This window comes from Priestia flexa (genome assembly GCF_021441905.1).
GTDB lineage: Bacteria > Bacillota > Bacilli > Bacillales > Bacillaceae_H > Priestia > Priestia flexa.
In genome coordinates this window covers 2,216,503-2,241,349 of the sequence record NZ_CP090431.1, presented here as the reverse complement: position 1 = coordinate 2,241,349, position 24,847 = coordinate 2,216,503, and the positions used below count along the sequence as shown (strand labels likewise).

Here is a 24,847-nt window from a genome sequence, read left to right as displayed (position 1 = left end):
GTGGACTGTACCTGTTTTTTCTATTTGAAAAACGAGGTATAATAAGGTGAATCGTTTTCATAAAACAGGGGGATTACTGAATGAAACCAAAGATTAGCGATGTAGCCAAGCGCGCTGGCGTATCACCAACGACGGTGTCGCGCGTTTTAAATAATAGAGGATATATTAGTGAAGAAACAAAAACACGCGTGCATCAAGCGATGAAAGATATTAACTATTTCCCGAATGATGTAGCACGTTCTTTGTTTAATAAGCGCACAAACGTCATTGGTTTAATCTTTCCAACGGTTGCCAATCCATTCTTTGGTGAACTGACGTTTTATATTGAAAATATCTGTACCAAATTAGGCTACAAAGTATTGTTGTGCAACAGTTTAAACCGAGTAGATGAGGAAGAAAAATACGTTGAAATGTTAATGCGTAACCAAGTGGACGGAATTATTGTTGGAACCCATAACCGAGGAATTATTAATTATCACAAGGAGCATCTCGCAGTCGTAGCTATTGACCGAAATTTATCTGAAACGATACCCGTTGTCAGCTCAGACAATTATGAAGGAGGAAAGCTAGCGACGGAATTGTTGCTGAAAAAAGGGTGTCATCATATTGTTCATTTGAATGGACCAGCCGAATTAGAAACGCCAGCGAGGTTTAGACGAAAAGCATACGAAGACGTGATGAGACAAAGTGGAAAAGAACCAATTACTTATGAAATTCCCGCGACGTTTGATCGACGCAGTCAACAGGGAATAATTGAACAGCTGTTTGATGAACAAGTTAACGTAGATGGGATTTTTGCCAGTGATGATGTCATTGCAGCTTCTGTTTTACGAGAAGCAAAGAGGCGAGGAAGAGATGTTCCTAGCGATTTAAAAGTAGTGGGATATGACGGAACTGAGGTAACACAAACGCTTCTTCCGGAGTTAACGACTATCAAGCAGCCGGTTGAACAAATTGCTCAGCGATCTGTTGAACTGTTATTGCAAGCTATTGAAGGAAAGTTTGGTGAACTGCCTTTAGAAACCAAGCTTCCCGTTCAGTTATTGGAAGGAAGCACAACGTAACGATACATAGCCTAAAATGGGCTATGTGTTTTTTTTTGTGTCAACCCGTTGACATATGAAACCGGTTGACATAGAATGTATTTGAAAGTGCTTTCAAATATTGGGGAATGAGTTCACTTCAAAGGGGTTAGAGGGATGAATAAATCTAAAAGTTTGTATTGGAAGCTAAGCGCTTATTTTTTCTTTTTCTTTTTTACGTGGTCATCGAGCTACTCATTATTTTCGATTTGGCTTGGACAAGAGATGAATCTAAACGGGGCTGAAACAGGCATTATCTTTTCTGTAAACGCTATCTTTGCTCTTTGTATGCAGCCGATTTATGGATATGTTTCCGATAAAATTGGTTTAAAGAAAAACATTTTATTTTTTATTAGTACACTGCTTGTGTTTGTGGGACCTTTTTACGTATTTGTCTATGGTCCGTTACTCCAAGCCAATGTAATAGTTGGAGCCGTAGTAGGGGGATTATACCTTGGCGTTGCCTTCTTAGCAGGGATTGGAGCTATCGAATCTTATATTGAAAAAGTGAGTAGAAAGTATAGCTTCGAATATGGAAAATCGAGAATGTGGGGATCTTTAGGCTGGGCGGCAGCGACGTTTTTTGCAGGACAGCTGTTTAATATCAATCCAAACATTAATTTTTGGGTCGCTTCTGTATCCGCTATCATTCTGGTTTTAATCATTTTATCGGTTAAAGTTGAAATGACAGATTCAGAGATGAATAAAGCTGAATCCGTTAAAATGAAAGACGTTTGGAATCTCTTTTTATTGAAGGACTTCTGGTTCTTCATGGTTTATATACTTGGCGTTACGTGCATTTACGGCGTATATGACCAGCAATTTCCTATCTACTACGCATCATTATTTCTAACAGAGCAGTTGGGAAATCAGGTTTTTGGTTATTTAAATTCATTTCAAGTTTTCTTGGAAGCTGGAATGATGTTTCTAGCACCTTTTATTGTTAATAAGCTTGGAGCAAAGAATAGTTTAATTCTAGCAGGTCTCCTTATGGCACTTCGCATCATAGGGTCTGGCCTGGTTGGTGGGCCAATTGGGATTTCATCTATGAAACTTATTCATGCGCTTGAACTACCAATCATGTTAATTGCTATCTTTAAATATTTAGCGGCCAACTTCGATACACGCTTATCATCTATTCTTTACTTGGTTGGCTTTCAGTTTGCCTCACAGGTAGGAGCTTCTATCATGTCTCCACTTGCAGGAATGTTATATGATTTAGTTGGTTTTAGATCTACGTACTTAATTATGGGTGGCTTTGTGTTATTTTTCACCATTCTATCAATCTTTACATTGTTAAATCACAAAAAACAACCTGTGCTGAAGCAGGCTAACAATGTACCTAAAATAGTGTAGGGGGAATGAATATGTTAACAACGAACGGAATTCAACAAGCAACGGAAGCAGTGGAACAAGCAAAGAAAAAGGTAAACAATCGTCATCGTCTCGGCTATCACATTATGGCTCCAGCAAATTGGATTAATGATCCAAACGGTCTTGTTCAATTTAAAGGAGAGTATCACGTTTTTTATCAGCATCATCCTTATGATGAAAATTGGGGTCCTATGCACTGGGGACATGTGAAAAGCTTAGATTTAGTTAATTGGGAACATCTTCCGATTGCACTTGCTCCAGAAGATGCTTGTGACAAGGATGGCTGCTTTTCTGGTAGCGCAGTTGATAATGATGGAGAGCTTACGTTAATTTATACGGGACATCATTATATCGACAAAGAAAGAGACTTGTTTTATCAAAACCAAAATATTGCAGTCAGTACAGATGGAGTACATTTCAAAAAGGTAGTCGAGAATCCAGTTATTGAAAAGCCGCCAGCAGATAGCTCTCATCATTTTCGTGACCCAAAAGTATGGAAGCGCGGAAGGGATTGGCATATGATAGTGGGGAATTCAAAAAACAACATTGGTCGCGTTATTTTATATCGCTCTCCAAACCTTCGAAACTGGGAGTATATTGGCGTACTAGCAGAAGGAAACGAGCAGCTTGGTTATATGTGGGAATGTCCAGATTTCTTTGAGCTTAACGGTAAACATGTTCTACTGATGTCACCACAGGGGATAAAAGAAGCTGGAGATCACTTTAAAAACTTGTTTCAAACGGGCTATATGATTGGAGAATATGAGTACGACAAGAACAAGTTTGGGCATGGAGAATTTATTGAGTTAGATTATGGTCATGACTTTTATGCGGTTCAAACATTTTTAGACGATAAAAACCGTCGGATTGCAATTGGCTGGATGGATATGTGGGAATCGGATATGCCTACAAAGAAAGATGGCTGGTGCGGAGCACTTACATTACCTAGAGAACTTACGCTTTCAGCTGATGGAAAGATAAAGATGGTGCCTGTTGCAGAGGTGACACAGCTTCGAGAAAAGAAGCTGTCAGCGATTGAAAATCAAACGATTACTTCTAGCTATGAAATGGGTGTGCAGGGTTCAATGTTTGAGGTTGAAGCTGTGTTAGAGGTGACGAATGCAGAGAAGGTAGAGCTAGTACTTCGAGGCATCGAAAACGAAGCCACAGTTCTTGCCTATGACAAATCTACAAATAAACTTAGGGTTGATTGCTCTAAATCAGGCAAGAAAAAAGATGGAATTCGTCGTGTCAAACTAGCAGCTAGTGACCAGTTGAAGCTACGTATTTTTGTTGACCGCTCTTCGATTGAAGTATTTATTAATGAAGGAGAGGCTACGATGACAAGTCGTATCTATCCAACAGAACCGTATCGCAGTGTAGAATTTACAAGTTGTTCAGGAAAAAGTCTACTGAAAAAAGCAACGTGCTGGAAATTAAAAGATATTTGGAATGAGAAATAAGCAAAAAGCACGGGACTAGTCCCGTGCTTTTTCGCTACTCTGCAAAATTATTCTCAATGAATTTTTGTTCTTCTTCAATTGTTAGTGTGCCATAGGCTTGACCAACATTTCCACCTTGAAGTCTCCAAAAAAAGTTATGGTCTTCTGCAACTGTTGAAAAATTATCATTTTCCCAACGTTTTAAGATCGTTAGCATGTCTGTTTTATGTTCAAAAGAACTTGCTTCTACAATTGCAATCACTTTTTTGACATTTTCATTTGTTAAAGGAACCGCCCCCCATTTATCCTGAGCACGCACTTTTTGATGAGTCATCTCGTGCATAATTTGCATCACTTCACTTTCTTCAGAATCAGCGGTTATACCGAGTTCTTCTGATACGCCACCTATAAAGCTTGTTTGTTCTTTAATTTCTTCTTCAATTTCTTCTGCTTTTTCCTTTTCAACAGAAGCAGCTGTGGTTAAAGAGGAGTATCCTGCTTTTTTGTCGTTAATCGAAGCGGACCCATAATGAACCAAATAAATACGGAAGAAATAATGGCTATGAGCCAGTAAATGAGCCAAAACGTATCTTGAAAGGGAACGATAAAAAAAGCAGATCCAATCAATATAAGCATAATAAGAGAGCACTTACAAAAACGGTAAAAGGAGCGCCACTGCTCTTGCTTTTTTGCTTCACCAACTAAACAGATTTTCTCAGGAAGCGTACCGTTATTCCATTTATGGTTCGCCCATTCGTCTGCCCACTTGATGGTTTGGTGGCCATAAACGATGGAAAATGCAATATATGCTGCCGATAAGCCGTGAAAAAAGGTTGGCTTTGTTCCGGTCGATAAATCGATAAATGTAACTCCTAACAGAAATAAATCAATAAGCGGTGTTGCTGCTAACAAAACAAGAGAGAGCTTTTCTTTTTTCCATACATACCGACAAAGCAATCCTAAAGCCAAGAACATCCAAAAAGCGACTTCTCCCAGTATAATGGCTAGAAAAATAGGGTTCATATACCTAGGTTCCTCCTTCTTACTTCAAGGTAGTCAATTCTATCATGACAATCATTTCAGCTAATCTTTCTTGTGAAATTAAATTTTCTAATCATAGTATAGTGCTGTTCAGCTTAACAAATAAGGAAAATTCCATGTATCTCTCTATGTGTATATGAAAAGTATAACTGCTCGTTTTAAATAAAGTAACATAACAAAAGGAAAAAAATTCATTTTTTGAAGTCGTAGTAAAAACTCAGGCTAAAGTTGTAGAAAAACATGCCAAAAGATACGGCAGGTGATGGATACGATAAAAGCTCTTTATTCATACAATGAAGATAGAAAGAAAGAGAGCGTTAGTAATAGAGGAGGAACCAATAATGACAGCTAAACAAAATGTTGAAACGAAAAAGCATATGTTTAAAGAATACTGGAATGAAATAATTAAAGCCCTCATTGCGACGAAATAAAAGGAGGAACAAATATGATTTACGTAAATGATTATGTGGTAAAAACCATTCATGAACTACACGTGCAAGAAGTTGAGCGAAAACGATTTTACCTTACCATATTTAAGCGCCAACATTGAGCATCTTATTAAGAGTTTCTTCAGTCATATGGTATGATAACAAATATCTTGAATTGAAGAGGTGCGAGTTATGAAAATTGAAGTATGGTCGGACTTTGTTTGCCCATTTTGTTATATTGGAAAACGTCGTTTAGAGGATGCCCTTGCGCAGTTTCCACATAAAGATGATGTTGAAGTGGAGTTTAAAAGCTTTGAGCTTGATCAAAATGCGCCACTAAATACAGGTCAAACCATTAATGAAGCGTTAGCGAAAAAGTATGGCATGACGATTGAACAAGCGCAGCAGGCAAATGAAGGTATCGGCCAGCAGGCTAAAAGCGTTGGACTAACGTTTAATTTTGATAATATGAAGCCGACGAATACCTTTGATGCGCATCGCTTAGCAAAGTTTGCTAAAACAAAAGGTCAAGAAGAAGTAATCACTGAAAAATTACTCTATGCGTATTTTACAGAATCAAAAAATCTTGGTGATCGTGAGGTTCTTGTAAGCGTAGCGGAAGAAGCGGGCTTAGATCGCTCAGAAGCACTAGCCGTTCTGGAAGATAAAACGTCGTACTCAAATGATGTCCGTATTGATGAAAGTTTAGCGCAACAATACGGCGTAACGGGTGTTCCGTTTTTTGTCATTAATCAAAGGTATGCTATTTCAGGCGCACAGCCAAAAGAAACGTTCACAAGTGCTCTTGAAAAAGTATGGGCAGAAGAAAACCCGGCTCCTAAACTGCAGGATTTATCTGGGGATAGCTCTGTAGATGCAGCCTGCGTGGATGGGAACTGTGCCGTTCCATCAAAAGATGAACAATAACTAGTAAGTTATATCGTAAGAAAAAAGGAGAGAGCTTAAGCTCCTCCTTTTTTAATGGAATAATTTATTCACTTTTTCTTCGTCGTTTAGATAATCTGTAGCTAACTCTTTTAGTGACTGTTCACTGGAGAAATCGCTTAGTTGTTGAGTATACCAGCTTTCCAACTCCTTTTTTGTAAGTGTATATTCAGTATCATCAAATTGAAAGGTGATCCAGTCTGCATTTTGAATTAACGCAAAGATAAAGGTAGCGTTATAAATAGCTACTTTCTTATGTTCATTGTCTCCGCCGCTGATGTCTTCATATGCTAGATGGATGCCGTACGGCTGTTCTTTCGTCTGAAGCTCAAGCTTTTTAAACTCTTCTTCATGTAAGAGTTGGTGAACAATGTGTACCACTGCGCTATTATCTCCGATGTAGGAACCTTTTAACTCGAATAAATCTTTACTGGTATTAGCTGAACTACAGCCGTTTAAAAGGAGTAGTACCGATAAGGAAAATAAAAATAGTTTCATATATTTTAGCAATTTTCGACCTCCTGATGTATCTCCAATATCCATTGTTAATCGTAACATAGATGAGGAGTGAATTGTTAAAATTAAACAAATGTGTAGCATTCCTTCAAGAAGTGAGCTTAGATTTCACAATATTGACAATAGAAATAAATTGAATATTTTGGTAATGTATAAGTGGGACAATTGGGAAAAGGGGTATCTATGAAAATATCGTTTATAAGACATGGTAAATCTGCTTGGAACGAAAATGAAAAAATAAGCAGTGAACAATTTCGTGAATGGGTGTCAGCTTATGACGAAAAAGGCGTTCAGGAAGAAGAAGAGTACCCGCAGTCAACGGTCGAAATTGTTGCTAGCAGCGGCATCGTACTAACGAGTGACTTAAAAAGAAGTCAACACTCAGCTAATCTATTGACGAGAGGGTCACGATTAAACTCAGACAGTATCTTTAGAGAAGTAGAGCTCCCTCAATGTACATTTGGTCAGTTTATTAAATGCAAACCAGCTGTTTGGCTTGTCATATTAAGGCTTTTATGGCTGGCTGGATACAGTCAGTCATGTGAGTCGTACAAGCAAGCGAGAAAGCGAGCAAAAATTGGAGCAGAACGCTTAGTTCAATATGCCAAAAATAAAGAGACAGTTGTCCTTGTTGGTCACGGATTTTTTAATCGTTTACTCGCAAAAGAACTAGAGAAAATGGGCTGGGTTACATATGAAAAAATGAGCAGCAAACATTGGAAGTGCATTACATATGAGTCTCCTTAATAAGTAGGTAAAGTCATCGCTTTTGGAAGCGATGGCTTTTTTTATCTTTTTGGAAAAATGTTGACATATACAGTTAAACTATATATAGTTGAGTTGTATAAAGTTGAACTGTATAAAGAGGGTGAATAAGTGAAAAAGCATAAACTTCTTCCGTTATCAGAAACAATGCACTATATTTTATTAGCTTTACGAGAACCTTTGCACGGATACGCGATTATGAAAAGAATTGAAGAGCTAAGTAATCATGATGTTCGGATTGCAGCCGGAACGCTATACGGAGCGGTTGAAAATTTATTAAAACAAAAGTGGATTAAGCAGGTTCCATCTGATGATCCGAGGAGAAAAGTATATAACATCACAGACGAAGGGAAGCGTATTTTGAAAGTTGAACAACAGCGCTTAGCCCATATACTTTCTTTATATAAGGAGTGAGTGATCATGAAGAAATTTAAACTGTTTATCGATGTGGAGAAAGAAGAAGAATGGCTCAATGAAATGATAAGAAAAGGATGGCTTTGTCAACGAGTTGGGATGTTTGGAAGCTATAGTTTTATTAAAAGCTCTGCTGTAAGTCATGTTATTCGACTTGATCACCAGACGTTTAAAAATAAAGCTGATTTCTTATCTTATAAAACGCTCTATGAAGACTATGGGTGGAAGCATATTGCTGGAACAAAAATGAGTCATACACAGTATTGGATGGGGGAACCAGACGGAGATACGGAGTTGTTTTCAGACCTTTCCTCTCAGATTTCGTATTACAAACGATTAATGAACTACAATGGTTTCTTCATGGTCTTTATTTTGTTTTTCATTATGATGTTTTACTCTGATAAAAACTTTGAAGCAGTTTGGAATCCAAAAGCAGCTTACTATACTCAAGGCCTTTGGGAGATGGAAAATCCTCAATTTATATTGGGCTTTCTATTTGAAACGCCCTTTGCTTTAATGAGATTTTTGAGCCCGTGGATTATGATTATATGTGGAATTATATTTGTCTTAACTTATCAGAAGTACGCAAAAAAAGTTAAAGAGCTATCTTCGTAACAGCAAGGGCAGGCTTCAGGTTTGAAGCCTGCCCTTGCTGTTTGTACATTCTTAGTAACAAGAGAATCAATATGTAAAAAATGTAATTTAAGTTATAGTGTTCCTTTGAAATAACTGGTAAACTATACATGATTACTGGGAGGTGAAGGTGTTGGCAAAGCAGATTTACAACGGGCGCTATACGGCAGATTCAGAAGAAGATATGGTTGTGTTTATTATCGGTATGAGAATTAATAAACTATTTTCTTTCTCAAAATGGCTTCCTGTATTTATGGCAATGCCGCCGATGATAAAAGAACTTTATCAAAACAAAGAGCTCGGCTTTTTACATACGGAAATGTCTTTTTCATGGAAAACAATCACTTTAATACAATACTGGAAAAGCTTTGAACAACTTGAGTCCTATGCAAAAGGAGCTCGTCATTTAAAAGCATGGAAGAAGTTTAATCAGCGAATTGGAAGCGATGGAACGGTTGGGATCTATCATGAAACGTATAAAGTCGAAGCAAATGCGTATGAGTCCATTTATGCAAACATGCCGCTGTTTGGACTGGCGAAAGCAAAAGGGCACAGGCCTGTAAATCGAGGGTTAGAGTCTGCGAGAGAAAGGTTGACTAAAGAGCATTCATAAATTCATTGTTGGTTACAATTGCAAATTAATAATGGTACTTAAAAGCTTTTGTTAACGAATAATAGAAAAAAGTAATGAAACAACCAAGAGTGAAGTGAAAGATGAAGAGTTTAAAAGTGGCTTATAGCTGCTTTTTTTAGCGAGGAGAGGAATATGAATAACAAGTTAGTCCGTGGCACGTTTTTTTTAACAGCTGCTACGTTCATCTCAAAAATCTTAGGGTTTGTTTATATTATTCCATTTATGAATTTGGTAGGAGATGAAGGATACGCTCTTTATAAATATGCGTATGGGCCTTATGGTCTTATGATTAGCTTATCGACAATGGGTCTCCCGCTAGCCGTTTCCAAGTACGTGTCAAAATATAATGGGCTAGGAAACTATCGGGCAAGTCAAGATTTATTGAAGTTTGGCTTGTTTTTAATGATGGTGACTGGGTTTATAGCATGCGCAACTTTATATGCTTTAGCTCCAACTTTAGCCCATTTCGTTGTTGGAAGGCAAGATGGAAGTGGAAATAGTATTGATGACGTAGTTTACGTAATTCGAATGGTCAGCTTTGCTCTTCTTATCATTCCAGCAATGAGCTTACTACGAGGGTATTTTCAAGGCAATCAATCAATGGGTCCCTCGGCTTTGAGCACGGTAATTGAGCAGGTCGTTCGCGTTCTGTTTATCGTATGTGGCACGTATGCTGTGTTAACAATGTTTAATGGTAGTATAACAAGCGCGGTTGGAGTGGCGACATTTGGTGCAGTGGTGGGAGGCGGCGCAGGTCTTCTTATATTGGTAACTGTGTATCAAAAGCGCAAGCATTTTATTTATAAACAAGTACAGAACAGTCGAGAGAACAAAAGAATTCCGATTGCTTCAATGTTAAAGGAGCTATTAAGTTATAGCATTCCATTTGTAATTGTTGGATTAGCCATTCCTATCTATCAAAATATCGATACGTTTACAATTAATGCGTTGTTTCAATCGATTGGCTATACCCAAGAAAAAGCCGAAACAGTCAATGCAGTTATTGGTCTTGCGCAGATATTGGTAATGATTCCAGTCTCACTAGCAACTGCTTTTGGGATGTCACTGCTTCCAAGCATTACGACTTCTTATACAAAAGGTGAAATAAATAATGTGAAGCAGAAAATTACGCAGGTTCTGCAGCTCTTTTTCTTTTTGACGCTTCCTGCTGCTGTTGGTTTATCACTGTTAGCAAAGCCTGTTTATCGAATGATTTTTCCGTCAGGAAGCAGCTATGAGCTGGGAGGTTTTGTTCTCCAATGGTACGCACCAATGGCCATTTTATTTGGTTTATTTACTATTACAGCAGCTATTTTACAAGGAATTAATCAGCAGAAAAAGGTCATTGCTGGTTTGCTAATTGGGATTATACTGAAGCTGAGTCTAAATATTGCACTACTTTCATCTTTTAAAGAACTCACACCAATTTTGGCGACGTACGTAGGCTATGGCGTCTCTGTTTTATATAATTTCCATCTTATTAAAAAAGCTCTGTCATACCGCATCATCCCCGAGCTTGCCAGAATGAAAATATCCATTGTGCACGTAACGTTCATGGGAATCGTTGTGTTTATCATGAGCAAATTGTTAACGGTTTGGTTAGCAGGCGCTGTACAGGATTATACTGCTTCTGTCCTTACAGCTATTCTTTCAGCAATAGCGGGAGCAGGTATTTATATGGGTTGCAGTTTTAGTAACAGCGAAATACGGGATCTATTTAAAAAGCCAAGGAGAAAAGTATCATGATGCTTTTCTCCTTAGTTATTTATATATAAATATATTTATAGATAATGGTTTATTTTCTAATTTGTATTATCGAAAATGAGGTCGTACAATTTGACTTGTAGTACAAAACAATACACGTCTTCAGGAGGAACTTAATATGTCAAAACATATTTTAATGGTTGTAACAACAGCAGATAAAATGAACGATGATCATAAAACAGGACTATGGCTTTCAGAATTTGGTGAAGCATATCTTGAATTTACAAAGAAGGGATATGAAGTAACAGTAGCAAGTCCTTTAGGCGGAAAAGCACCGGTTGATGATCGAAGTCTTCAAGGAGATGTTCCACAAGAAATGCTGGATACTGCTATTCATTTAGAAAACACGGTAAAGCTAGACAGTATTTCAGATGTATCAGGATTTGATGCGGTTTTCTTACCAGGTGGACACGGTACAATGTTTGATCTTCCGGATAATGAAAAGCTGCACGCTGTTATTCGTGAGCTTTACGAAGATAATAAAATTGTGGCAGCGGTTTGTCACGGACCAGCTGGATTAGTTGGAGTAACATTATCAGACGGTACACCGCTAGTAGCTGGAAAAACAGTTACTGCCTTTACAGATGAAGAAGAAAGAGAAACAACGCTTGATCAGTTTATGCCGTTTCTTTTAGAAACACGTCTTCGTGAACTAGGTGCTAACTTTGTAGCAGCTGCAAACTGGACAGATCACCTTCAAGTAGAAGGCAACTTAATCACAGGTCAAAATCCGCAATCAACAATTAGCATAGCAAAAGAAGTAATTAAACAATTAGCATAAGTAGAATCCCCTATAGAAGTACAAGCTTTTATAGGGGGGTATCTCTGAATAGGAGTGGTAAAGAATGAAAGCATTATTATTGCATGAACCAAACACATGGCGTGAAATGAAAATTGAAGAAATTGAAAAGCCGGTGGCTAAAAGAGGAGAAGTTGTTGTCAAGGTAGAAGCAGCAAGCTTAAATCCTGTTGATTATAAAACAGCAACAAACGGAAACCCTAGCTGGACTTATCCACATATTGTAGGGTTAGACGTAGCTGGCACAGTTGAAGAAGTGGGCGAAGACGTAACGGAATGGCAAAAAGGTGACCGTGTTGTATACCACGGTGATTTTAACAAAAAAGGTGGGTACGCAGAGTATGGCGTAACAACAGCTCATACAATTTCTCGTATTCCAGATTCTATTACGTTTGTAGAGGCAGCAGCTCTTCCAACAGCTGGTTATACAGCTTATTAAGCATTGTTTCGCAAATTTCCAATGAATGCAATCCATACAATTTTAATTCATGGAGGTGCTGGTGGCGTTGGTGGCTTCGGAATTCAATTGGCAAAAGCAGCGGGCAAAACCGTCATTTCAACAGCTTCTGCTCATAATCACGAGTACGTGAAGTCACTAGGGGCAGATCATGTAATTGATTACCGAGAAGAAGATGTGAAAGCACGCGTTATGGAAATTACAAACGGACGAGGCGTCGATGCGGTGCTAGACACGGTAAGTCGTGATAACGCAACGGCTTCTTTAGATATGATTGCTTACAATGGACATATTGCGCATATTGCTGGAGCGCCTGATTATACGAAAGTGAACCCGTTCACGAAGGTTATTTCATTCCATGAAGTAGCGCTTAATGCTATTCATCATAACCATGACGAAATTGCTGAACGTGACTTGGCAAAAATGGGTGATGAATTTTTACAGCTAGTACAAGAGAAAAAAGTATCTGCCCTTGTTGAAAGAGTGATTTCATTGAGTGAAGTACCACAAGCTCTAGCAGAGCTGTCAGAACGTCATGTACGAGGGAAAATTGTCGTTGATATGAACAAATAAAAGGAGAGAGACCATGGAAAACTTTCAGTATCATAACCCTACAAAACTAATTTTTGGAAAAGACCAGCTAGCTGCGTTACCAGGAGAAGTGAAAGCTTACGGAAATCGCGTTCTACTGCTATATGGTGGTGGAAGCATTAAGCGCAGTGGCTTATACGATAAAGTGCAAGAGCTTTTAAATGAAGCGGATGTACAGGTGGTTGAATTAGGTGGAGTAGAGCCGAACCCTCGTTTAACAACGGTTGAAAAAGGCATTCAGCTTGTTCGCCAACACGAAGTGGATCTTATCTTAGCAGTTGGCGGAGGTAGTGTTATCGACTGTGCAAAAGCGATTGCTGCAGGGTCTCATTATAAAGGTAGCGCTTGGGATATTGTTATGAAAAAAACTGTTCCGACTTCTGCTGTACCTATTGGAACCATTCTAACATTAGCCGCAACAGGCTCTGAAATGAACGGTGGGGCAGTTATCACAAACTGGGAAACAAATGAAAAGCGCTCATTTGGATCAATTCATACGTATCCAAAGTTTAGCATCTTAGATCCACAGCTTACGTATACTGTACCTCAAGATCAAACGGTATACGGAATCGTTGATATTATGTCCCATGTATTTGAGCAATATTTTCATGCTTCAGAAAATGCGCCTCTTCAAGAGCGTATCGGGGAGTCAATTCTTCGCACGATGATTGAAACAGCACCAAAGCTTATGAAGAATTTAGAAAGCTATGAGCACCGTGAAGTGATGCTTCTTAACGGCACATTTGCGCTAAACGGTACGCTTTCAATGGGGGTTAAAACTGATTGGGCTACGCATATGATTGAGCACGCAGTTTCTGCTGTCTATGACATTCCTCACGGTGGAGGTCTTGCGATCTTATTCCCTAACTGGATGGAATTTGTTGCTAGCAAAAATCCAGCCAAGGTAGCACAGCTAGGAGAGCGAGTGTTTGATATTAGTCGTGAAGGAAAAGAAGATGCGCAAGTAGCAAGTGAAACGATTGCTGCTTTACGTACTTTCTGGACGTCAATTGGAGCACCTTCTACGCTAGCTGACTACAACATTAACGATGAAAAATTAGATTTAATGGCGGATCGTTCAATGGTTCGTGGTGAAACACTAGGAAGCTATGTTCCACTTCATAAAGAAGATGTAAAAGACATCTTACGTCGCTCTCTTTAAAGGAACGTATTTACTAAAGGTAAATAGGCTCGGAGGATAGAACATGATTGATTTTGAATGGTATCGCAGTTTTATTAGCATATATAAACATCGTTCGGTATCTGCTGCTGCCAAAGCACGTATTTTAACACAGCCTGCGATGAGTCAGCATCTAGCTGCTTTGGAAGCCGAAGTAGGGGAGCCTCTTTTTATTCGAGCACCACGTAAAATGATTCCAACGGATAAGGGAAAAGAACTTTATACAAAAGTTGTTCCTTTAATTGAAAGTCTAGAGAAAGCGTCTCTTGAACTCAAACATGAGTCTTCTTCGTTAGCCCCGATTATACGAATCGGGTCACCCGTTGAATATTTTACAAAAGGGGCTCTTCATAAAATTAAAGATGTGAATCTACGCTTCACCGTTCAGTTTGGAGTTGCACAGCTATTATTAGAAAAGCTTGAACGAGACGAAGTAGATTTTATTATTACAACTCAAAAACTTCAGCAAGCTGGAATTGATTGCGTGAAAATTGAAGATGAAACGTTTGTGATTGCCGCTCCAGCTCAACTTGAAGAGCCGAGCTTACAGCAAGATGAGCTGGAAGCGTGGTTGAAAAAACAAAAGTGGCTCACGTATGGGTTGGAGCTACCGATTATTAGAAGGTATTGGCGCGAGCATTTTAAAAAGCGTCCTGATATTCAAGCAGCCCACGTTGTTCCAGATTTAAGAGCCATATTAGAAGCAATTGAACAAGGCATGGGGATAAGCGTCTTACCAACGTATTTAGTTCAAGATTCAATCGCACAAAATCGCTCTAAAGTATTGTTTTCAACACTGCACGTCTCCAATACAATTTATGCTGCTTATAAATCGGATCATAAAAGTCACCCTGCGTTTCAAGAGATACTTTTAAAATTACAGAAATAGCATGAAGTCGCGTTTAGGCTTCATGCTTTTTTTATATAGAGCTTGCTTTTTAGGTTAAAGTATAGTTTAATTACACTTATATAAATTAATCATTAGGTAGCTAATGATTCTGAAAATTCAAGGTAAGGTGCGAATGGATAAGAAAAATAAACATCAAATAGAAGAGGTAGATCGTTTAAAGGTTTTATCTGAAAGCCTAGGAGAAGACGTTGATTTACACGCAGTAGCAGTTGCTACCAATCTCTACAGAGCAGCTCAATCTTTGCGCATTGTGATGGAACGTGACGTACTATCAGCTCATAAACTATCGTGGACTGCATTTTCATTACTATATGATGTGTGGGTATGGGGGCAAAGGGAAACAAAAGAGTTAGCTGTTTCTTCAGGCGTTACGACGGCAACAATTAGTACCATAACGAATACATTAGAGCGCAAAGGCCTATGTAAGCGCAGTGCTGACCCAAGAGATAGACGTCGTGTTAGCATTAGCCTAACAGAAAAAGGTGAACAAGTAATTAAAGAGCTGTATCCAAAATTTCATCAAGGTGAAAAGAAGCTTGTTCATTCAATGGAAGTAAGTGAGCAAGAACGGTTAGCTGAGCAGCTTCGCTATATGATTCAAAATATTAATAACGTATAGGCATTGAGAGGATCTTAGTAGTTTTTATCTCCCTATTTTTCAGAGAGCCAGTGGACGGTGTGAACTGGTATATAGATAAAAGTGAATTACATTCCTTGAGCTTTCTTTGTGTAGCAGCAAAGAGCGGTGAGTAGCCGTTAAAAAATGAAGTGGAAGAGAACATCTCTCTTCAACAAGGGTGGTAACGCGTGTAAGAACCACGTCCCTTATTTAGGGGCGTGGTTTTTATTATTTTTAAGGAGGAAGTAAAATGGAAAACTTTTTAGCACAAGCAACAGAAAATCAAAAAGCAGAGATTGAGAGGCAATACAAATTATATAGTTTTGGAACTCAGGAAATCATTCCTGCGGATGAACTGAAGCAAAAAGTAGCAAAGGCCGTTTTAACAGGTGCACCGCTGAAAATTAAGCTAGGATTGGACCCTTCAGCTCCTGATGTTCATTTAGGGCATACAGTCGTATTAAATAAGCTTCGTCAATTTCAAGAAAATGGGCATGTTATTCAGCTTTTAATCGGTGATTTCACAGGTAAAATTGGTGATCCAACGGGTAAGTCTATTGCGAGAAAACAATTAACGGATGAGGAAGTCAAGCATAATGCCAAAACGTACTTTGAACAATTCGGAAAAGTGCTAGATATGAACAAAGTAGAACTTCACTATAATTCCTTTTGGTTATCAAAGCTTAATTTTGAAGACGTCATTAATTTAGCAGGGAAAATTACCGTATCACGCTTACTAGAACGAGATGACTTTGAAAAGCGTTTAGGAGAAGGAAAGCCAGTTTCTCTTCACGAATTTTTCTATCCACTTATGCAAGGGTATGATTCTGTAGAATTAGAATGTGATATTGAACTTGGTGGAACAGATCAGCACTTTAATATTTTAATGGGACGTCACTTTCAAGAGAAGTATGGAAAAGAAAAGCAAGTAGCCATGCTTATGCCTTTATTAGAAGGGTTAGATGGAGTAGAAAAGATGTCTAAGTCCAAAAAGAACTACATCGGTATTGATGAAGAGCCTTGGAACATGTATGGAAAAGCAATGTCAATTCCAGATGAACTCATGATAAAGTACTACAAGCTTGCTACGTATGTACCTTTAGAAGAAATTGAAGAGATGGAACGAGGTTTAACAATGAACACGAAACATCCTCGAGATCTAAAGATGCAGCTTGGTAAAACAATTGTACGAATGTACCATGGTGAAAAAGCTGCACAAGAAGCTGAGAATCATTTCAAAACGGTCTTCCAAAAAGGAGCTTTGCCAGATGATATTCCGGTGATGAAATGGGAAGGTTCAGAACAACTTCCAATCATTGAGCTATTGGTTGAGCTAGGACTTCAAACCTCTAAAAGTGAAGCCCGTCGGATGATTAAAAATGGTGGGGTAAAACTAAATCAAGAAAAAGTAACAGATGAAAACTTACAAGTAGCCATAGAAAATGACTTAATTGTTCAAGTTGGCAAAAGAAAATTTGTTCAGCTTAAAAGATAACGGAGAAAGCTCTCATACCAGAGAGCTTTTTTTCATGGCTACATATTATGATTAAAAATGTAAATAGTAGTAGTATCAAAAAAAGTAAAGATATAGAGATGAGAACGCCTAAATTAGAAGCCGCGCTATGTAGTATTGCTTTTAAGGGACTTACTCAGAATTTACATAAGAGATTAATCAAAGGTATTTTATTTATCTTGATAAAGTATAGGAGGCACCATAAATGACAAGTCATATACCACTTAGCTCAAGTGAACTAGCAACGCTATGGATGACGTATCAACAAAAAACAATGTCTCAGCGGTTACTGGAACATTTCATTGAGCATGCAGAAGATGAAGAAGCTAAAGAAATTTTAACATCTACGCATAATAAAATTGTTCATTATATAGAAAGAATAAAACAAATTTTTGAACAAGAAGGAGCCGTTGTGCCCGTTGGATTTACAGAACAAGACGTAAATACAGAGGTACCAAAACTTTACGACCACCTATTTGACATTATGTTTTTACGCTTATTAAAGCAAATGAGCATGGGGTTACACACTCTTCATTTAAGCATGGCACATCGTGATGATATCGTGTCTCTATTTCAAGAGCTAACAGAATTTACGCAAGGCGTATATAGCAAATGCGTAGATTATTTACAGAAAAAAGGTGTTCTAGTGAGACCACCTGTGGTATCCATGCCAAAAGAAGTAAAGTTTGCTAAAGGTACAGGGTATATGAATGGTATGAAGCTATTTTCTGAAAAGCGAGCGCTTAATACGGTCGAAGTAGCGCATATTCATTATGCAGTGGAAACAAATATTTTAGGCATGCAACTGATAACAGGATTTGCACAAGCTGCTAATGAGCCAGAAGTACGTAAATATTTTATAAAAGGGAAAGAGTTATCAAAGAAAATTATCGCTAACTATACGCAGCTGCTTCTCGCCAGCGACATTCAAGCTTCATCGACGTGGGCTGGTAAAGCAACAAATTCTCAAATAGCACCATTTTCAGATAAACTCATGATGTACTGCACAAGTATCTTCTGTAGCTTCGGATTGGGAAGCAACGCGCTTGGAACAGCCTTTAGCTTACGAAATGACCTTCCGCTACTTTTAATTGATACGGCTAAAGATATCTTAACCTATGGTCAAGAGGGTGGGAAAATTATGGCAAGGAACGGCTGGATGGAAGAACCACCGCAGATGGAGGATCGAATAGATTTAACAAAATAAAAAAAGTAAAAAAAGTGCAAGACAACCGTTTGTACATGGTAGAAATTACCCTTCATTTCAGTTATTATAAAAGAAAAATGAGTTGTTAGACAATCAGGTGGCTAACCGTAATAGGGTAGGGGAAAGCGATGTTAAAAGAAACGGTAAAAGAGTATATTGAAGTAGAACTAAGAGGAAGTTCGGGAAAAAAAGTAGAGCTTTATGAAGAGGAGAAGGATTTTGCAATGAAAAACGAATTAATTCCAGAAGGCGTCACAATTTCTTCCAAAGCTGATTACACTAGATTTGCGGATGCATATGTGGAGAGAGTAGATAAAGAGTCCGAAAATTTATTATCTGAAGAAGCTGCTGGTACATTTTTAAAAGAGCCAATTCAATATGTTAAAAACCATCCGAATGAGTTTATTTATATTGAATGTCAATCATTTGATGTAATTCGTGTTGAAGGGGTTTCTGTAGAGCTTGATGATGTTTTTCGCACGTACAAAGTGCTTTTAGGGCTGCGTCAGCCGAAAAAAGTAGGTTCTCATATCAAAGCATTTTTAACAAATGAATTGTCAGAGGGACAAAACAGCTTTCAAGCACTATTTAACGATAAAGACGGTATGTGGGACATTAATATTGATATCGAATCAATGAAAGGATTTGATGAAAACCTTTCTCTACATGATACGTTTGAATTAATTTATCACGTATTGTTTGAGCTAGTTCAGTATATTGATGAGCAAAAATAAAAAAGGATGAACCATAAGTATTTCAGTTAATGATATATCCAAACTATCGCGAGTTAACTGCTTTTGATAGTTTGGGTATTTTTTGTTGGTTCCAAGACAAGTTTAAAAAGCTAGTGAAATGGAGCGTAGGACACGCGACTCCTGCGGGAAATAGAGGGAAAGCTGAGATTCCTCCCCGCGGAAAGCGCGTGTCTGTAGCGCAATGGAACGAACTTGTTCTTACAACCTAGCTAGTATAAAAAATTCAGATGAAATGTTTTCACCGTACGAAGTAATGATTACTTCTTTTAGCTTTTTGATTAAAGCTTGCTTACTATTTTTTTGTACAAGGATATAATCTGGTGCTACGCACGTTTGTCCAGCATTTGCAAACTTTCCGCGTGCAATACGGGCCGCAGCTTCTTCGATATTTACATCACTGTGAACGATAGTTGGACTTTTTCCACCTTCGTGAGTAGCTGGTGTTGGTACTTCTTTAGTAGCCGCCCACTCTTCGAGATGCTTTAGTGTAAACTCAATCTCTCCTAGTACTAAACCAACCTCTGCGCGCTTAGCTTCCGCTTCTGACTTATGTAAATCTGCTTTTAGCGCATCTAAAATATCTTGTTCATGATTTTGAATTAGCTCTTTTAATTTTGTTAGTGTCTCAATTCGAAATGCAACGTCTTTTGTTTTACCACTGTAAAAGAATGAACGCTGCTTCTTTACAAGTTCTTGGTAGCTAGTCATCTTAATAGTCTCCTTTAACAATCATTATTTAATCGTAAACGTAAATGATAACCTGTAGCCCAAATTCATTTCCCAGATAAGGATACCCCAAAAGATGAGGCAGTGGGATCATTAAAAGAGTTAAAAGATGAAGGGGAAATTCGATCAATTGGTGTCTCAAACTTTTCAATTGATGAATTAAAGCAAGCAAATAAGGATGGCTATGTTGATGTTTATCAAGGAGAATATAATTTATTGGAAAGAAATGCAGAGAAAGAATTGCTGCCATATACAGCGCAAAATGATCTTTCTTTTATTCCTTATTTTCCCCTTGCTTCTGGATTATTAGCCGGTAAATACAATGTTGATGCAAAATTTAATGATTTGCGTAAGAATTTACCTTATTTCCAAAGAGATGTATTTAAAGAAAACCTTTTAAAAGTAGAGGAGTTAAAAAAGCTTGCGCATGCTAAAGAAGTTGAAGTTGCTCATTTAGTATTGGCTTGGTATTTAACTCGCGACTCGATTGACGCTGTAATTCCAGGAGCGAAGCGAGCGGAGCAAGTCATTAATAACTTAAAAACGTTAGAAGTAGAGCTAACAAAAACTGAAATAGAAGAAGTTGATCAGCTCTTTCGTTAATTGATCAATTCGTGGTAACAACATAAAAATAGCTCCCTTTAAGGTGATTCATTCAACCGATGGGGAGCTATTTTTATTGGGAATATTTTTAACGTGAGTAAACTGCTCTAACATTAGGTAGCCATGTACTGTCGTACTTTCTTTAACTGCTCATATGCTAAAGCGGTAATGGTTTGAATAAGCAAAAATACTGAAAATGAGTATATGATTGTAAATTCGTTTTGAAACGCAATGATATCCGACGTAATAAAAACCCAATTCATTCCCATACCAATTAATGTCCAAGTAAGAATGTAGTAAATAAACGTATATTTTGAAATATGAAGCGCCTCATAGAAATAGATAAAAAAGTAGCCAAAAGGCGCAAACAATACATAATAAAGGCCGTCGAACAGCTCATAGTGTGGAGAATCATTTACCGTGTAAAAATCAATGATTCCACCACCGATTGTAAAATCAAATACAAGCCCGCTTGCAAGTCCCCAAAGCCAGCTTAAAATTGCAATTTCCTTTGTCAGTTTTCTAGGTAAGAGTAATGCAATAACGATAGCAAGTCCAATCATACACAATAAAATGACTTCGTTCTTACTCCATTCGCCAAGCAACATATTTATGACGTCACCTTTCTTAAGGTAATTTTTCGATACATGTTAAATACGTAAAATAAAATAAACTGTAGTATGAGCGTATACCCAGCATCATAAAGAAAGTTCCACTGCTCATAAGTATAAACGTTCAACTGAACAGCCAGAAATCTTAAAAAAACAAATCCTGCTAAAAATAAGAGTGTAATGCCAATCCAACGTTTTATAGCAGAATAGCGATAGAGAAGGTTGAATTGAATAACGAATAGCATTGGAAAGATAAGGCTTCGGTCTAAGATAAAGGCTGTATAAGGAATGGGAGTTGTTGGCGTATTAATTAGGTTGAGCTCTTCGTTAATAATCCAAGCAGCATTAATGTTAATAATAAGTACGACTAAGAACAGAAACGTATTTTCAACAACAGATAATACTTTATGCTGCATATAAAAAAGGGATATGGTGAGGAATGAAACAAAAACAAAAATAGATAAGACCATGGTAAACCTCCTTTGTATAGTTATTTGTTTTAGAAAGCAGAACTATACCGTAGCTAAAGAATTAAGAAAATGATTTTTTAATTGTTTTCCGAACCACCAAAAAATGAGGGTGGGACATAACAAAACAAATTTCCAAAAAGACGAACACTCCCTTTTCTCACCTCTTTACGTTACCTGAACACGTTCGTTCCATTGCGCTACGGCCACTCGCTTTCCGCGGGGAGGAACCTGAGCTTCCTCGCTGCGCTGCGGGATCTCACGTTTTCCTCTCTTTCCCGCAGGAGTCGAGTGTCCTAAGCTCCATTCCACCCTGTTTCCAACATTGTTTTCACAATTAACAAAAAACCTGAACGATTAAAAGTGAGAAACTCTCAATCGTTTAGGTTTATCATTGGCTGAAATCCTTATATCCCAGCCTCTCAATCATGAAGTTAGATTTAGCTAAGTCGTAAACATATTGATTGTATCCGTCTGAACCCGTTGCGCGGAGAACTAAGAAGTCGCCACCATTTGCTTTATTAATCATCCATTTAAATGCTTCGTCTACATCCGTACTGCCTCCCATGTAGACTTGTCCGAAAGTCGTGGTTGTCGCTTTATCAACTGAACTGCCCGTTGTATAGAGCGTATAGTTAGCTGCTGCAGCTGAGGTTGGTAAGGTAGATAGAAGTAGTCCTCCTGTTAAAGCGATGCATGTGATCATACGTTTACCAAAGTGGTTTCGTTTTTTTATGTTCTTCATTTTGTTTACCTCCTTTAATTGAATTACTTAAAGGTAATGCAAAATATGTGCCAAGATACAAGATAAAGGTACAAGTGGTTTCTCTACAGATAATTAATCTATAATGGGTGTATATGGTTGAATGAACCTGTGTTAAACAACCACTAAAATAGAGAGAGTGATAACATGAGTCAATTTCCTGAGTTTAAAGAACAAACAGTATTAATTACAGGTACCTCAAGCGGGTTTGGTTTACTTAGCGCGTATCACCTTGCCAAAGCTGGATATAATATCATCGCTTCAATGCGCAATTTAGAAAAGAAAAGTGCTCTGCTAAGGATGTTAGAAAAAGACAAGTTAAAGGAGAGGGTAACGTTTGTTGAACTAGACGTTACGTCTCAGCGTTCAGTTGACCAGTTAACTGCATTTTTAGATAAGGGTAACGGGGTTGATGTGTTAATTAATAACGCAGGATTTGCGTTTGGTGGTTTTAGCGAAGAAATTCATATAGATGAATACAAAGAGCAGTTTGAAACGAACGTATTCGGTGTCATGAGGGTGACTCAAGCGGTGCTTCCGTTTATGCGAGAAAAGCGCAGGGGTAAAATTATTAATATTAGCAGCATCAGTGGGTTAATCGGCTTTCCGGGATTATCGCCGTACGTATCTTCTAAACACGCACTCGAAGGATATAGTGAAAGTTTACGGCTTGAGTTAAAGCCGTTTGGAATTGATGTTGCTTTAATTGAACCAGGTTCTTATGCGACGAATATTTGGACAACAGGTAAGAAGGTATCGAAGCATTCGTTGAATGAAGGATCTCCTTACCACGCTTATATGCGCGCAATTGAGAATGAGCTACAGGCTGGTGAGAAAAACCTTGGTGACCCTGATCAAGTTGTTTCTTTACTTCTTTCTTTGTGTAACCAATCACAGATAAAAAAACTTAGATATCCTGTTGGTAAAGGGGTCAAGTTATCCATATCGGTAAAGCGTATGCTTCCGTGGAGCGTTTGGGAGAGAGTCATCATTAAAAAGTTGTTGAAATAAGACATTAAGAGCTTTTACATAAGTGAAAGACTTTTTAGGGTTTGCATGCCAAATTCTTCTATCGTATACTGAGTTAATTAACGAAAAATTAAAAATTATGAAACGGTTAAGGAGGACAACATGAGTGAACCCAATATTGTAAGAAGTGGCCCTAATCATTATATTTGTGAAATAGGTGCTGCGAAGAAAATCGACGAGTATATAGCAAGTTTTTCTAGACCAGTAGTTTTTACAGGATTCAAATCATTTGATGCTTTTAATCAATACGGTGCATTGCCTGAACATATTCCAGTTATCCAGCATAAAGGGTATTGTTATGATGAAGATATTCATACCTATGCAAAAGAACTTTATAACGTTGATTTGGTAATTGGAATTGGTGGAGGTATTGTACTAGATAGTGCAAAATCATTAGCGGATTATTTAGACGTTGAAGTTATTCTTGTGCCAACGATTCCTGGAACATGTGCAGCAACAACGCCTCTTAGCGTGATGTATGATGGAGACGGGCAGTACGTTCGCGTTGATTACCATAAGAGAGCGAGCTTTTTAACAGTTGTAGACCCAAAGCTTTTACTTTCATCTCCTGTTAACTATGTTAAAAGCGGCATTGGAGATACTCTAGCAAAATGGTACGAAGCAGATGCGATTATTCGAAACACGAAAAACGCACATGAACTTTCAGCAATGGTATATTCAGGTCTTAATCAAGCAAAATATATTAGAGATATATTGATGGCAGATAGCGAAGCTGCTATTAAAAGTTTACAAGAACAGAAGGTTACCCCGGCATTTACGAGGGTAGTAGAATCCATTATTATGATTGCTGGAACCGTTGGAGGATTTGCCGTTCAGTACGGGCGGGTATCAGGTGCTCACGCAGTTCATAATGGACTTAGCTTTGTTGAAGAAGCTCATCATGTTCTTCATGGTCAAAAAGTGACATATGGTATTTTGGTTCAGCTCATGTTAGAAAACCAATTAGAAGTGGTCAAAGAACTTATACCGTTTTACGAAGCGTTAGGGTTTCCGCGCACGCTCTCAGACTTAGGGATTAAAGAAAAAGAAGAAGCTAAAAAGCTAGTAGCAACTCATGCAATTAAGGAAGAAGAAGCTCTTCGCTTTATTGGGGATTTTACAAAAGAAGAAGTAATAAATGCAATGGACCAAGTAGAGGACTTCACATTAAGCACACGTCTATAAAGGCAATGAATGAAAGGTATGAAAAAATGCCTCTTAAAAGAGAACAATTTTTCATGCCTTACGTTGTTTTTAGACGTTTATATTCACTAATAAACGTTGAGGGATCTGCTTGAATTTCATATTTGAAAACACCTTGATGAGTATGTAAATACAGTAATCCTTTTTCTGAAGAAAAGGGTTTATATGAAATGTCCAAAACTTGTTCTAGCGTGAAAGACCGCGCGTTACACTTTACTTGATTAGTGAAAAGCTGGAGTTCGTACTCTTGTTTTATATAATGCTGCTGAAAGCGATCAACTTTTCTAACCACATATGAATACATAATGCTGGAAATTAGCATAGTGTAGACTCCCTTCTAAAGGTTTTTGTAGGGCTATGATAGCATGAGAGTGTC

The 24,847-nt window shown here is 38.0% G+C and carries 26 protein-coding genes, 2 pseudogenes and 1 other annotated feature; of the genes and pseudogenes, 20 read left to right on the top strand and 8 right to left on the bottom strand.

Annotation, left to right across the window (positions count from 1 at the left end; translation table 11 throughout):
• Positions 1–80: 80 nt before the first annotated feature.
• The 3 genes from LZP85_RS11635 (at position 81) to LZP85_RS11625 (ending at position 3,919) form a co-directional block, all read left to right on the top strand.
• A complete protein-coding gene (locus LZP85_RS11635; RefSeq protein WP_076512468.1) occupies positions 81–1,064 on the top strand; it encodes a LacI family DNA-binding transcriptional regulator in 984 nt (327 codons plus the stop codon).
• 135 nt (positions 1,065–1,199) lie between these two features.
• A complete protein-coding gene (locus LZP85_RS11630) occupies positions 1,200–2,438 on the top strand; it encodes an MFS transporter (protein ID WP_226638988.1) in 1,239 nt (412 codons plus the stop codon).
• A gap of 11 nt (positions 2,439–2,449) precedes the next feature.
• Positions 2,450–3,919, top strand: a complete 1,470-nt coding sequence (locus LZP85_RS11625; protein WP_234561731.1) for a glycoside hydrolase family 32 protein — start codon at positions 2,450–2,452, stop codon at positions 3,917–3,919.
• Positions 3,920–3,953: 34 nt separating this feature from the next.
• Here the strand turns inward: LZP85_RS11625 and LZP85_RS11620 are convergent, their stop codons facing one another.
• The gene (locus LZP85_RS11620; protein ID WP_119544074.1) at positions 3,954–4,436 is read right to left on the bottom strand and encodes a DUF6241 domain-containing protein; all 483 of its coding nucleotides are present in this window, start codon (positions 4,434–4,436) and stop codon (positions 3,954–3,956) included.
• On the bottom strand, positions 4,379–4,921 hold the full coding sequence (locus tag LZP85_RS11615) for a hypothetical protein (RefSeq protein WP_025910939.1): 543 nt from the start codon (positions 4,919–4,921) through the stop codon (positions 4,379–4,381). The genes LZP85_RS11620 and LZP85_RS11615 overlap by 58 nt, the downstream gene beginning before the upstream one ends.
• A gap of 638 nt (positions 4,922–5,559) precedes the next feature.
• On the opposite strand from LZP85_RS11615, the gene LZP85_RS11610 reads away from it, so the two are divergent.
• Positions 5,560–6,294, top strand: coding sequence for a DsbA family oxidoreductase (locus tag LZP85_RS11610; protein ID WP_119544073.1), 735 nt, complete (start codon positions 5,560–5,562; stop codon positions 6,292–6,294).
• 51 nt (positions 6,295–6,345) lie between these two features.
• On the opposite strand, the gene LZP85_RS11605 is transcribed toward LZP85_RS11610, so the two are convergent.
• Positions 6,346–6,822, bottom strand: a complete 477-nt coding sequence (locus tag LZP85_RS11605) for a DUF4825 domain-containing protein (protein ID WP_224840302.1) — start codon at positions 6,820–6,822, stop codon at positions 6,346–6,348.
• A 189-nt stretch (positions 6,823–7,011) separates the two neighbouring features.
• Between LZP85_RS11605 and LZP85_RS11600 the strand changes: the two genes are divergently transcribed.
• From LZP85_RS11600 to LZP85_RS11540, 13 genes and pseudogenes are all read left to right on the top strand, one after another.
• On the top strand, positions 7,012–7,575 hold the full coding sequence (locus tag LZP85_RS11600; RefSeq protein ID WP_061785545.1) for a histidine phosphatase family protein: 564 nt from the start codon (positions 7,012–7,014) through the stop codon (positions 7,573–7,575).
• 165 nt (positions 7,576–7,740) lie between these two features.
• The gene (locus LZP85_RS11595; RefSeq protein WP_119544172.1) at positions 7,741–8,007 is read left to right on the top strand and encodes a PadR family transcriptional regulator; all 267 of its coding nucleotides are present in this window, start codon (positions 7,741–7,743) and stop codon (positions 8,005–8,007) included.
• Positions 8,008–8,013: 6 nt separating this feature from the next.
• Complete coding sequence (locus tag LZP85_RS11590; RefSeq protein ID WP_119544168.1) at positions 8,014–8,622, top strand: DUF2812 domain-containing protein; 609 nt, start codon at positions 8,014–8,016, stop codon at positions 8,620–8,622.
• 151 nt (positions 8,623–8,773) lie between these two features.
• Entirely contained in the window at positions 8,774–9,253 is a 480-nt protein-coding gene (locus LZP85_RS11585; protein ID WP_224840300.1) for a DUF4188 domain-containing protein, read from the top strand.
• 153 nt (positions 9,254–9,406) lie between these two features.
• Entirely contained in the window at positions 9,407–11,020 is a 1,614-nt protein-coding gene (locus tag LZP85_RS11580) for a putative polysaccharide biosynthesis protein (RefSeq protein ID WP_078989530.1), read from the top strand.
• A gap of 136 nt (positions 11,021–11,156) precedes the next feature.
• Positions 11,157–11,819, top strand: a complete 663-nt coding sequence (locus tag LZP85_RS11575) for a type 1 glutamine amidotransferase domain-containing protein (RefSeq protein ID WP_206782567.1) — start codon at positions 11,157–11,159, stop codon at positions 11,817–11,819.
• 64 nt (positions 11,820–11,883) lie between these two features.
• A pseudogene (locus LZP85_RS11570) lies at positions 11,884–12,867 on the top strand (zinc-binding dehydrogenase).
• 13 nt (positions 12,868–12,880) lie between these two features.
• Positions 12,881–14,047 carry an iron-containing alcohol dehydrogenase gene (locus tag LZP85_RS11565; protein WP_226638979.1) on the top strand — a complete coding sequence of 389 codons (1,167 nt, stop codon included), beginning with the start codon at positions 12,881–12,883 and terminating at the stop codon, positions 14,045–14,047.
• Positions 14,048–14,090: 43 nt separating this feature from the next.
• Positions 14,091–14,954 carry a LysR family transcriptional regulator gene (locus tag LZP85_RS11560; protein ID WP_206782569.1) on the top strand — a complete coding sequence of 288 codons (864 nt, stop codon included), beginning with the start codon at positions 14,091–14,093 and terminating at the stop codon, positions 14,952–14,954.
• 133 nt (positions 14,955–15,087) lie between these two features.
• On the top strand, positions 15,088–15,594 hold the full coding sequence (locus tag LZP85_RS11555; protein WP_025909552.1) for a MarR family transcriptional regulator: 507 nt from the start codon (positions 15,088–15,090) through the stop codon (positions 15,592–15,594).
• Positions 15,589–15,804, top strand: a binding site (T-box leader). It overlaps the preceding gene by 6 nt.
• 40 nt (positions 15,805–15,844) lie before the next feature.
• Positions 15,845–17,089: a tyrosine--tRNA ligase gene (gene tyrS / locus LZP85_RS11550; protein WP_119543571.1), complete on the top strand. Its 1,245-nt coding sequence runs from the start codon at positions 15,845–15,847 to the stop codon at positions 17,087–17,089.
• Positions 17,090–17,312: 223 nt separating this feature from the next.
• Positions 17,313–18,314, top strand: a complete 1,002-nt coding sequence (locus LZP85_RS11545; protein WP_119543570.1) for a DUF3231 family protein — start codon at positions 17,313–17,315, stop codon at positions 18,312–18,314.
• Positions 18,315–18,442: 128 nt separating this feature from the next.
• A complete protein-coding gene (locus tag LZP85_RS11540) occupies positions 18,443–19,048 on the top strand; it encodes a hypothetical protein (protein WP_226638977.1) in 606 nt (201 codons plus the stop codon).
• A 219-nt stretch (positions 19,049–19,267) separates the two neighbouring features.
• On the opposite strand, the gene LZP85_RS11535 is transcribed toward LZP85_RS11540, so the two are convergent.
• Positions 19,268–19,777 (bottom strand): aldehyde dehydrogenase family protein, encoded by a 510-nt coding sequence (locus LZP85_RS11535; protein WP_206782571.1) that lies wholly within the window; start codon positions 19,775–19,777, stop codon positions 19,268–19,270.
• Between the two features lie 63 nt (positions 19,778–19,840).
• On the opposite strand from LZP85_RS11535, the pseudogene LZP85_RS11530 reads away from it, so the two are divergent.
• A pseudogene (locus tag LZP85_RS11530) lies at positions 19,841–20,398 on the top strand (aldo/keto reductase); the annotation flags it as partial.
• 113 nt (positions 20,399–20,511) lie between these two features.
• On the opposite strand, the gene LZP85_RS11525 reads toward LZP85_RS11530, so the two are convergent.
• The 3 genes from LZP85_RS11525 to LZP85_RS11515 form a co-directional block, all read right to left on the bottom strand.
• Positions 20,512–21,006 (bottom strand): hypothetical protein, encoded by a 495-nt coding sequence (locus LZP85_RS11525; RefSeq protein ID WP_226638969.1) that lies wholly within the window; start codon positions 21,004–21,006, stop codon positions 20,512–20,514.
• Between the two features lie 2 nt (positions 21,007–21,008).
• A complete protein-coding gene (locus tag LZP85_RS11520; RefSeq protein ID WP_206782573.1) occupies positions 21,009–21,479 on the bottom strand; it encodes a hypothetical protein in 471 nt (156 codons plus the stop codon).
• Between the two features lie 388 nt (positions 21,480–21,867).
• Entirely contained in the window at positions 21,868–22,221 is a 354-nt protein-coding gene (locus LZP85_RS11515) for a hypothetical protein (protein WP_206782574.1), read from the bottom strand.
• A 165-nt stretch (positions 22,222–22,386) separates the two neighbouring features.
• On the opposite strand from LZP85_RS11515, the gene LZP85_RS11510 reads away from it, so the two are divergent.
• A complete protein-coding gene (locus tag LZP85_RS11510) occupies positions 22,387–23,250 on the top strand; it encodes an SDR family oxidoreductase (protein WP_025909895.1) in 864 nt (287 codons plus the stop codon).
• A 120-nt stretch (positions 23,251–23,370) separates the two neighbouring features.
• The gene (locus LZP85_RS11505) at positions 23,371–24,453 is read left to right on the top strand and encodes an iron-containing alcohol dehydrogenase family protein (RefSeq protein ID WP_226638967.1); all 1,083 of its coding nucleotides are present in this window, start codon (positions 23,371–23,373) and stop codon (positions 24,451–24,453) included.
• Between the two features lie 58 nt (positions 24,454–24,511).
• On the opposite strand, the gene LZP85_RS11500 is transcribed toward LZP85_RS11505, so the two are convergent.
• On the bottom strand, positions 24,512–24,793 hold the full coding sequence (locus tag LZP85_RS11500) for a 3-isopropylmalate dehydratase (RefSeq protein ID WP_119542915.1): 282 nt from the start codon (positions 24,791–24,793) through the stop codon (positions 24,512–24,514).
• Between the last annotated feature and the right edge of the window lie 54 nt (positions 24,794–24,847).

Excerpts from the sequence above, each read along its gene's own strand:
- LZP85_RS11525 (WP_226638969.1), bottom strand. The coding sequence starts at position 21,006 with ATGTTGCTTGGCGAATGGAGTAAGAACGAAGTCATTTTATTGTGTATG.
- LZP85_RS11540 (WP_226638977.1), top strand. The coding sequence starts at position 18,443 with ATGTTAAAAGAAACGGTAAAAGAGTATATTGAAGTAGAACTAAGAGGA.
- tyrS (WP_119543571.1), top strand. The coding sequence starts at position 15,845 with ATGGAAAACTTTTTAGCACAAGCAACAGAAAATCAAAAAGCAGAGATT.
- LZP85_RS11615 (WP_025910939.1), bottom strand. The coding sequence starts at position 4,921 with ATGAACCCTATTTTTCTAGCCATTATACTGGGAGAAGTCGCTTTTTGG.
- LZP85_RS11595 (WP_119544172.1), top strand. The coding sequence starts at position 7,741 with ATGCACTATATTTTATTAGCTTTACGAGAACCTTTGCACGGATACGCG.
- LZP85_RS11565 (WP_226638979.1), top strand. The coding sequence starts at position 12,881 with ATGGAAAACTTTCAGTATCATAACCCTACAAAACTAATTTTTGGAAAA.
- LZP85_RS11555 (WP_025909552.1), top strand. The coding sequence starts at position 15,088 with ATGGATAAGAAAAATAAACATCAAATAGAAGAGGTAGATCGTTTAAAG.
- LZP85_RS11630 (WP_226638988.1), top strand. The coding sequence starts at position 1,200 with ATGAATAAATCTAAAAGTTTGTATTGGAAGCTAAGCGCTTATTTTTTC.
- LZP85_RS11575 (WP_206782567.1), top strand. The coding sequence starts at position 11,157 with ATGTCAAAACATATTTTAATGGTTGTAACAACAGCAGATAAAATGAAC.
- LZP85_RS11520 (WP_206782573.1), bottom strand. The coding sequence starts at position 21,479 with ATGGTCTTATCTATTTTTGTTTTTGTTTCATTCCTCACCATATCCCTT.
- LZP85_RS11535 (WP_206782571.1), bottom strand. The coding sequence starts at position 19,777 with ATGACTAGCTACCAAGAACTTGTAAAGAAGCAGCGTTCATTCTTTTAC.
- LZP85_RS11635 (WP_076512468.1), top strand. The coding sequence starts at position 81 with ATGAAACCAAAGATTAGCGATGTAGCCAAGCGCGCTGGCGTATCACCA.
- LZP85_RS11580 (WP_078989530.1), top strand. The coding sequence starts at position 9,407 with ATGAATAACAAGTTAGTCCGTGGCACGTTTTTTTTAACAGCTGCTACG.
- LZP85_RS11600 (WP_061785545.1), top strand. The coding sequence starts at position 7,012 with ATGAAAATATCGTTTATAAGACATGGTAAATCTGCTTGGAACGAAAAT.
- LZP85_RS11590 (WP_119544168.1), top strand. The coding sequence starts at position 8,014 with ATGAAGAAATTTAAACTGTTTATCGATGTGGAGAAAGAAGAAGAATGG.
- LZP85_RS11500 (WP_119542915.1), bottom strand. The coding sequence starts at position 24,793 with ATGCTAATTTCCAGCATTATGTATTCATATGTGGTTAGAAAAGTTGAT.
- LZP85_RS11510 (WP_025909895.1), top strand. The coding sequence starts at position 22,387 with ATGAGTCAATTTCCTGAGTTTAAAGAACAAACAGTATTAATTACAGGT.
- LZP85_RS11610 (WP_119544073.1), top strand. The coding sequence starts at position 5,560 with ATGAAAATTGAAGTATGGTCGGACTTTGTTTGCCCATTTTGTTATATT.
- LZP85_RS11625 (WP_234561731.1), top strand. The coding sequence starts at position 2,450 with ATGTTAACAACGAACGGAATTCAACAAGCAACGGAAGCAGTGGAACAA.
- LZP85_RS11545 (WP_119543570.1), top strand. The coding sequence starts at position 17,313 with ATGACAAGTCATATACCACTTAGCTCAAGTGAACTAGCAACGCTATGG.
- LZP85_RS11505 (WP_226638967.1), top strand. The coding sequence starts at position 23,371 with ATGAGTGAACCCAATATTGTAAGAAGTGGCCCTAATCATTATATTTGT.
- LZP85_RS11560 (WP_206782569.1), top strand. The coding sequence starts at position 14,091 with ATGATTGATTTTGAATGGTATCGCAGTTTTATTAGCATATATAAACAT.
- LZP85_RS11515 (WP_206782574.1), bottom strand. The coding sequence starts at position 22,221 with ATGAAGAACATAAAAAAACGAAACCACTTTGGTAAACGTATGATCACA.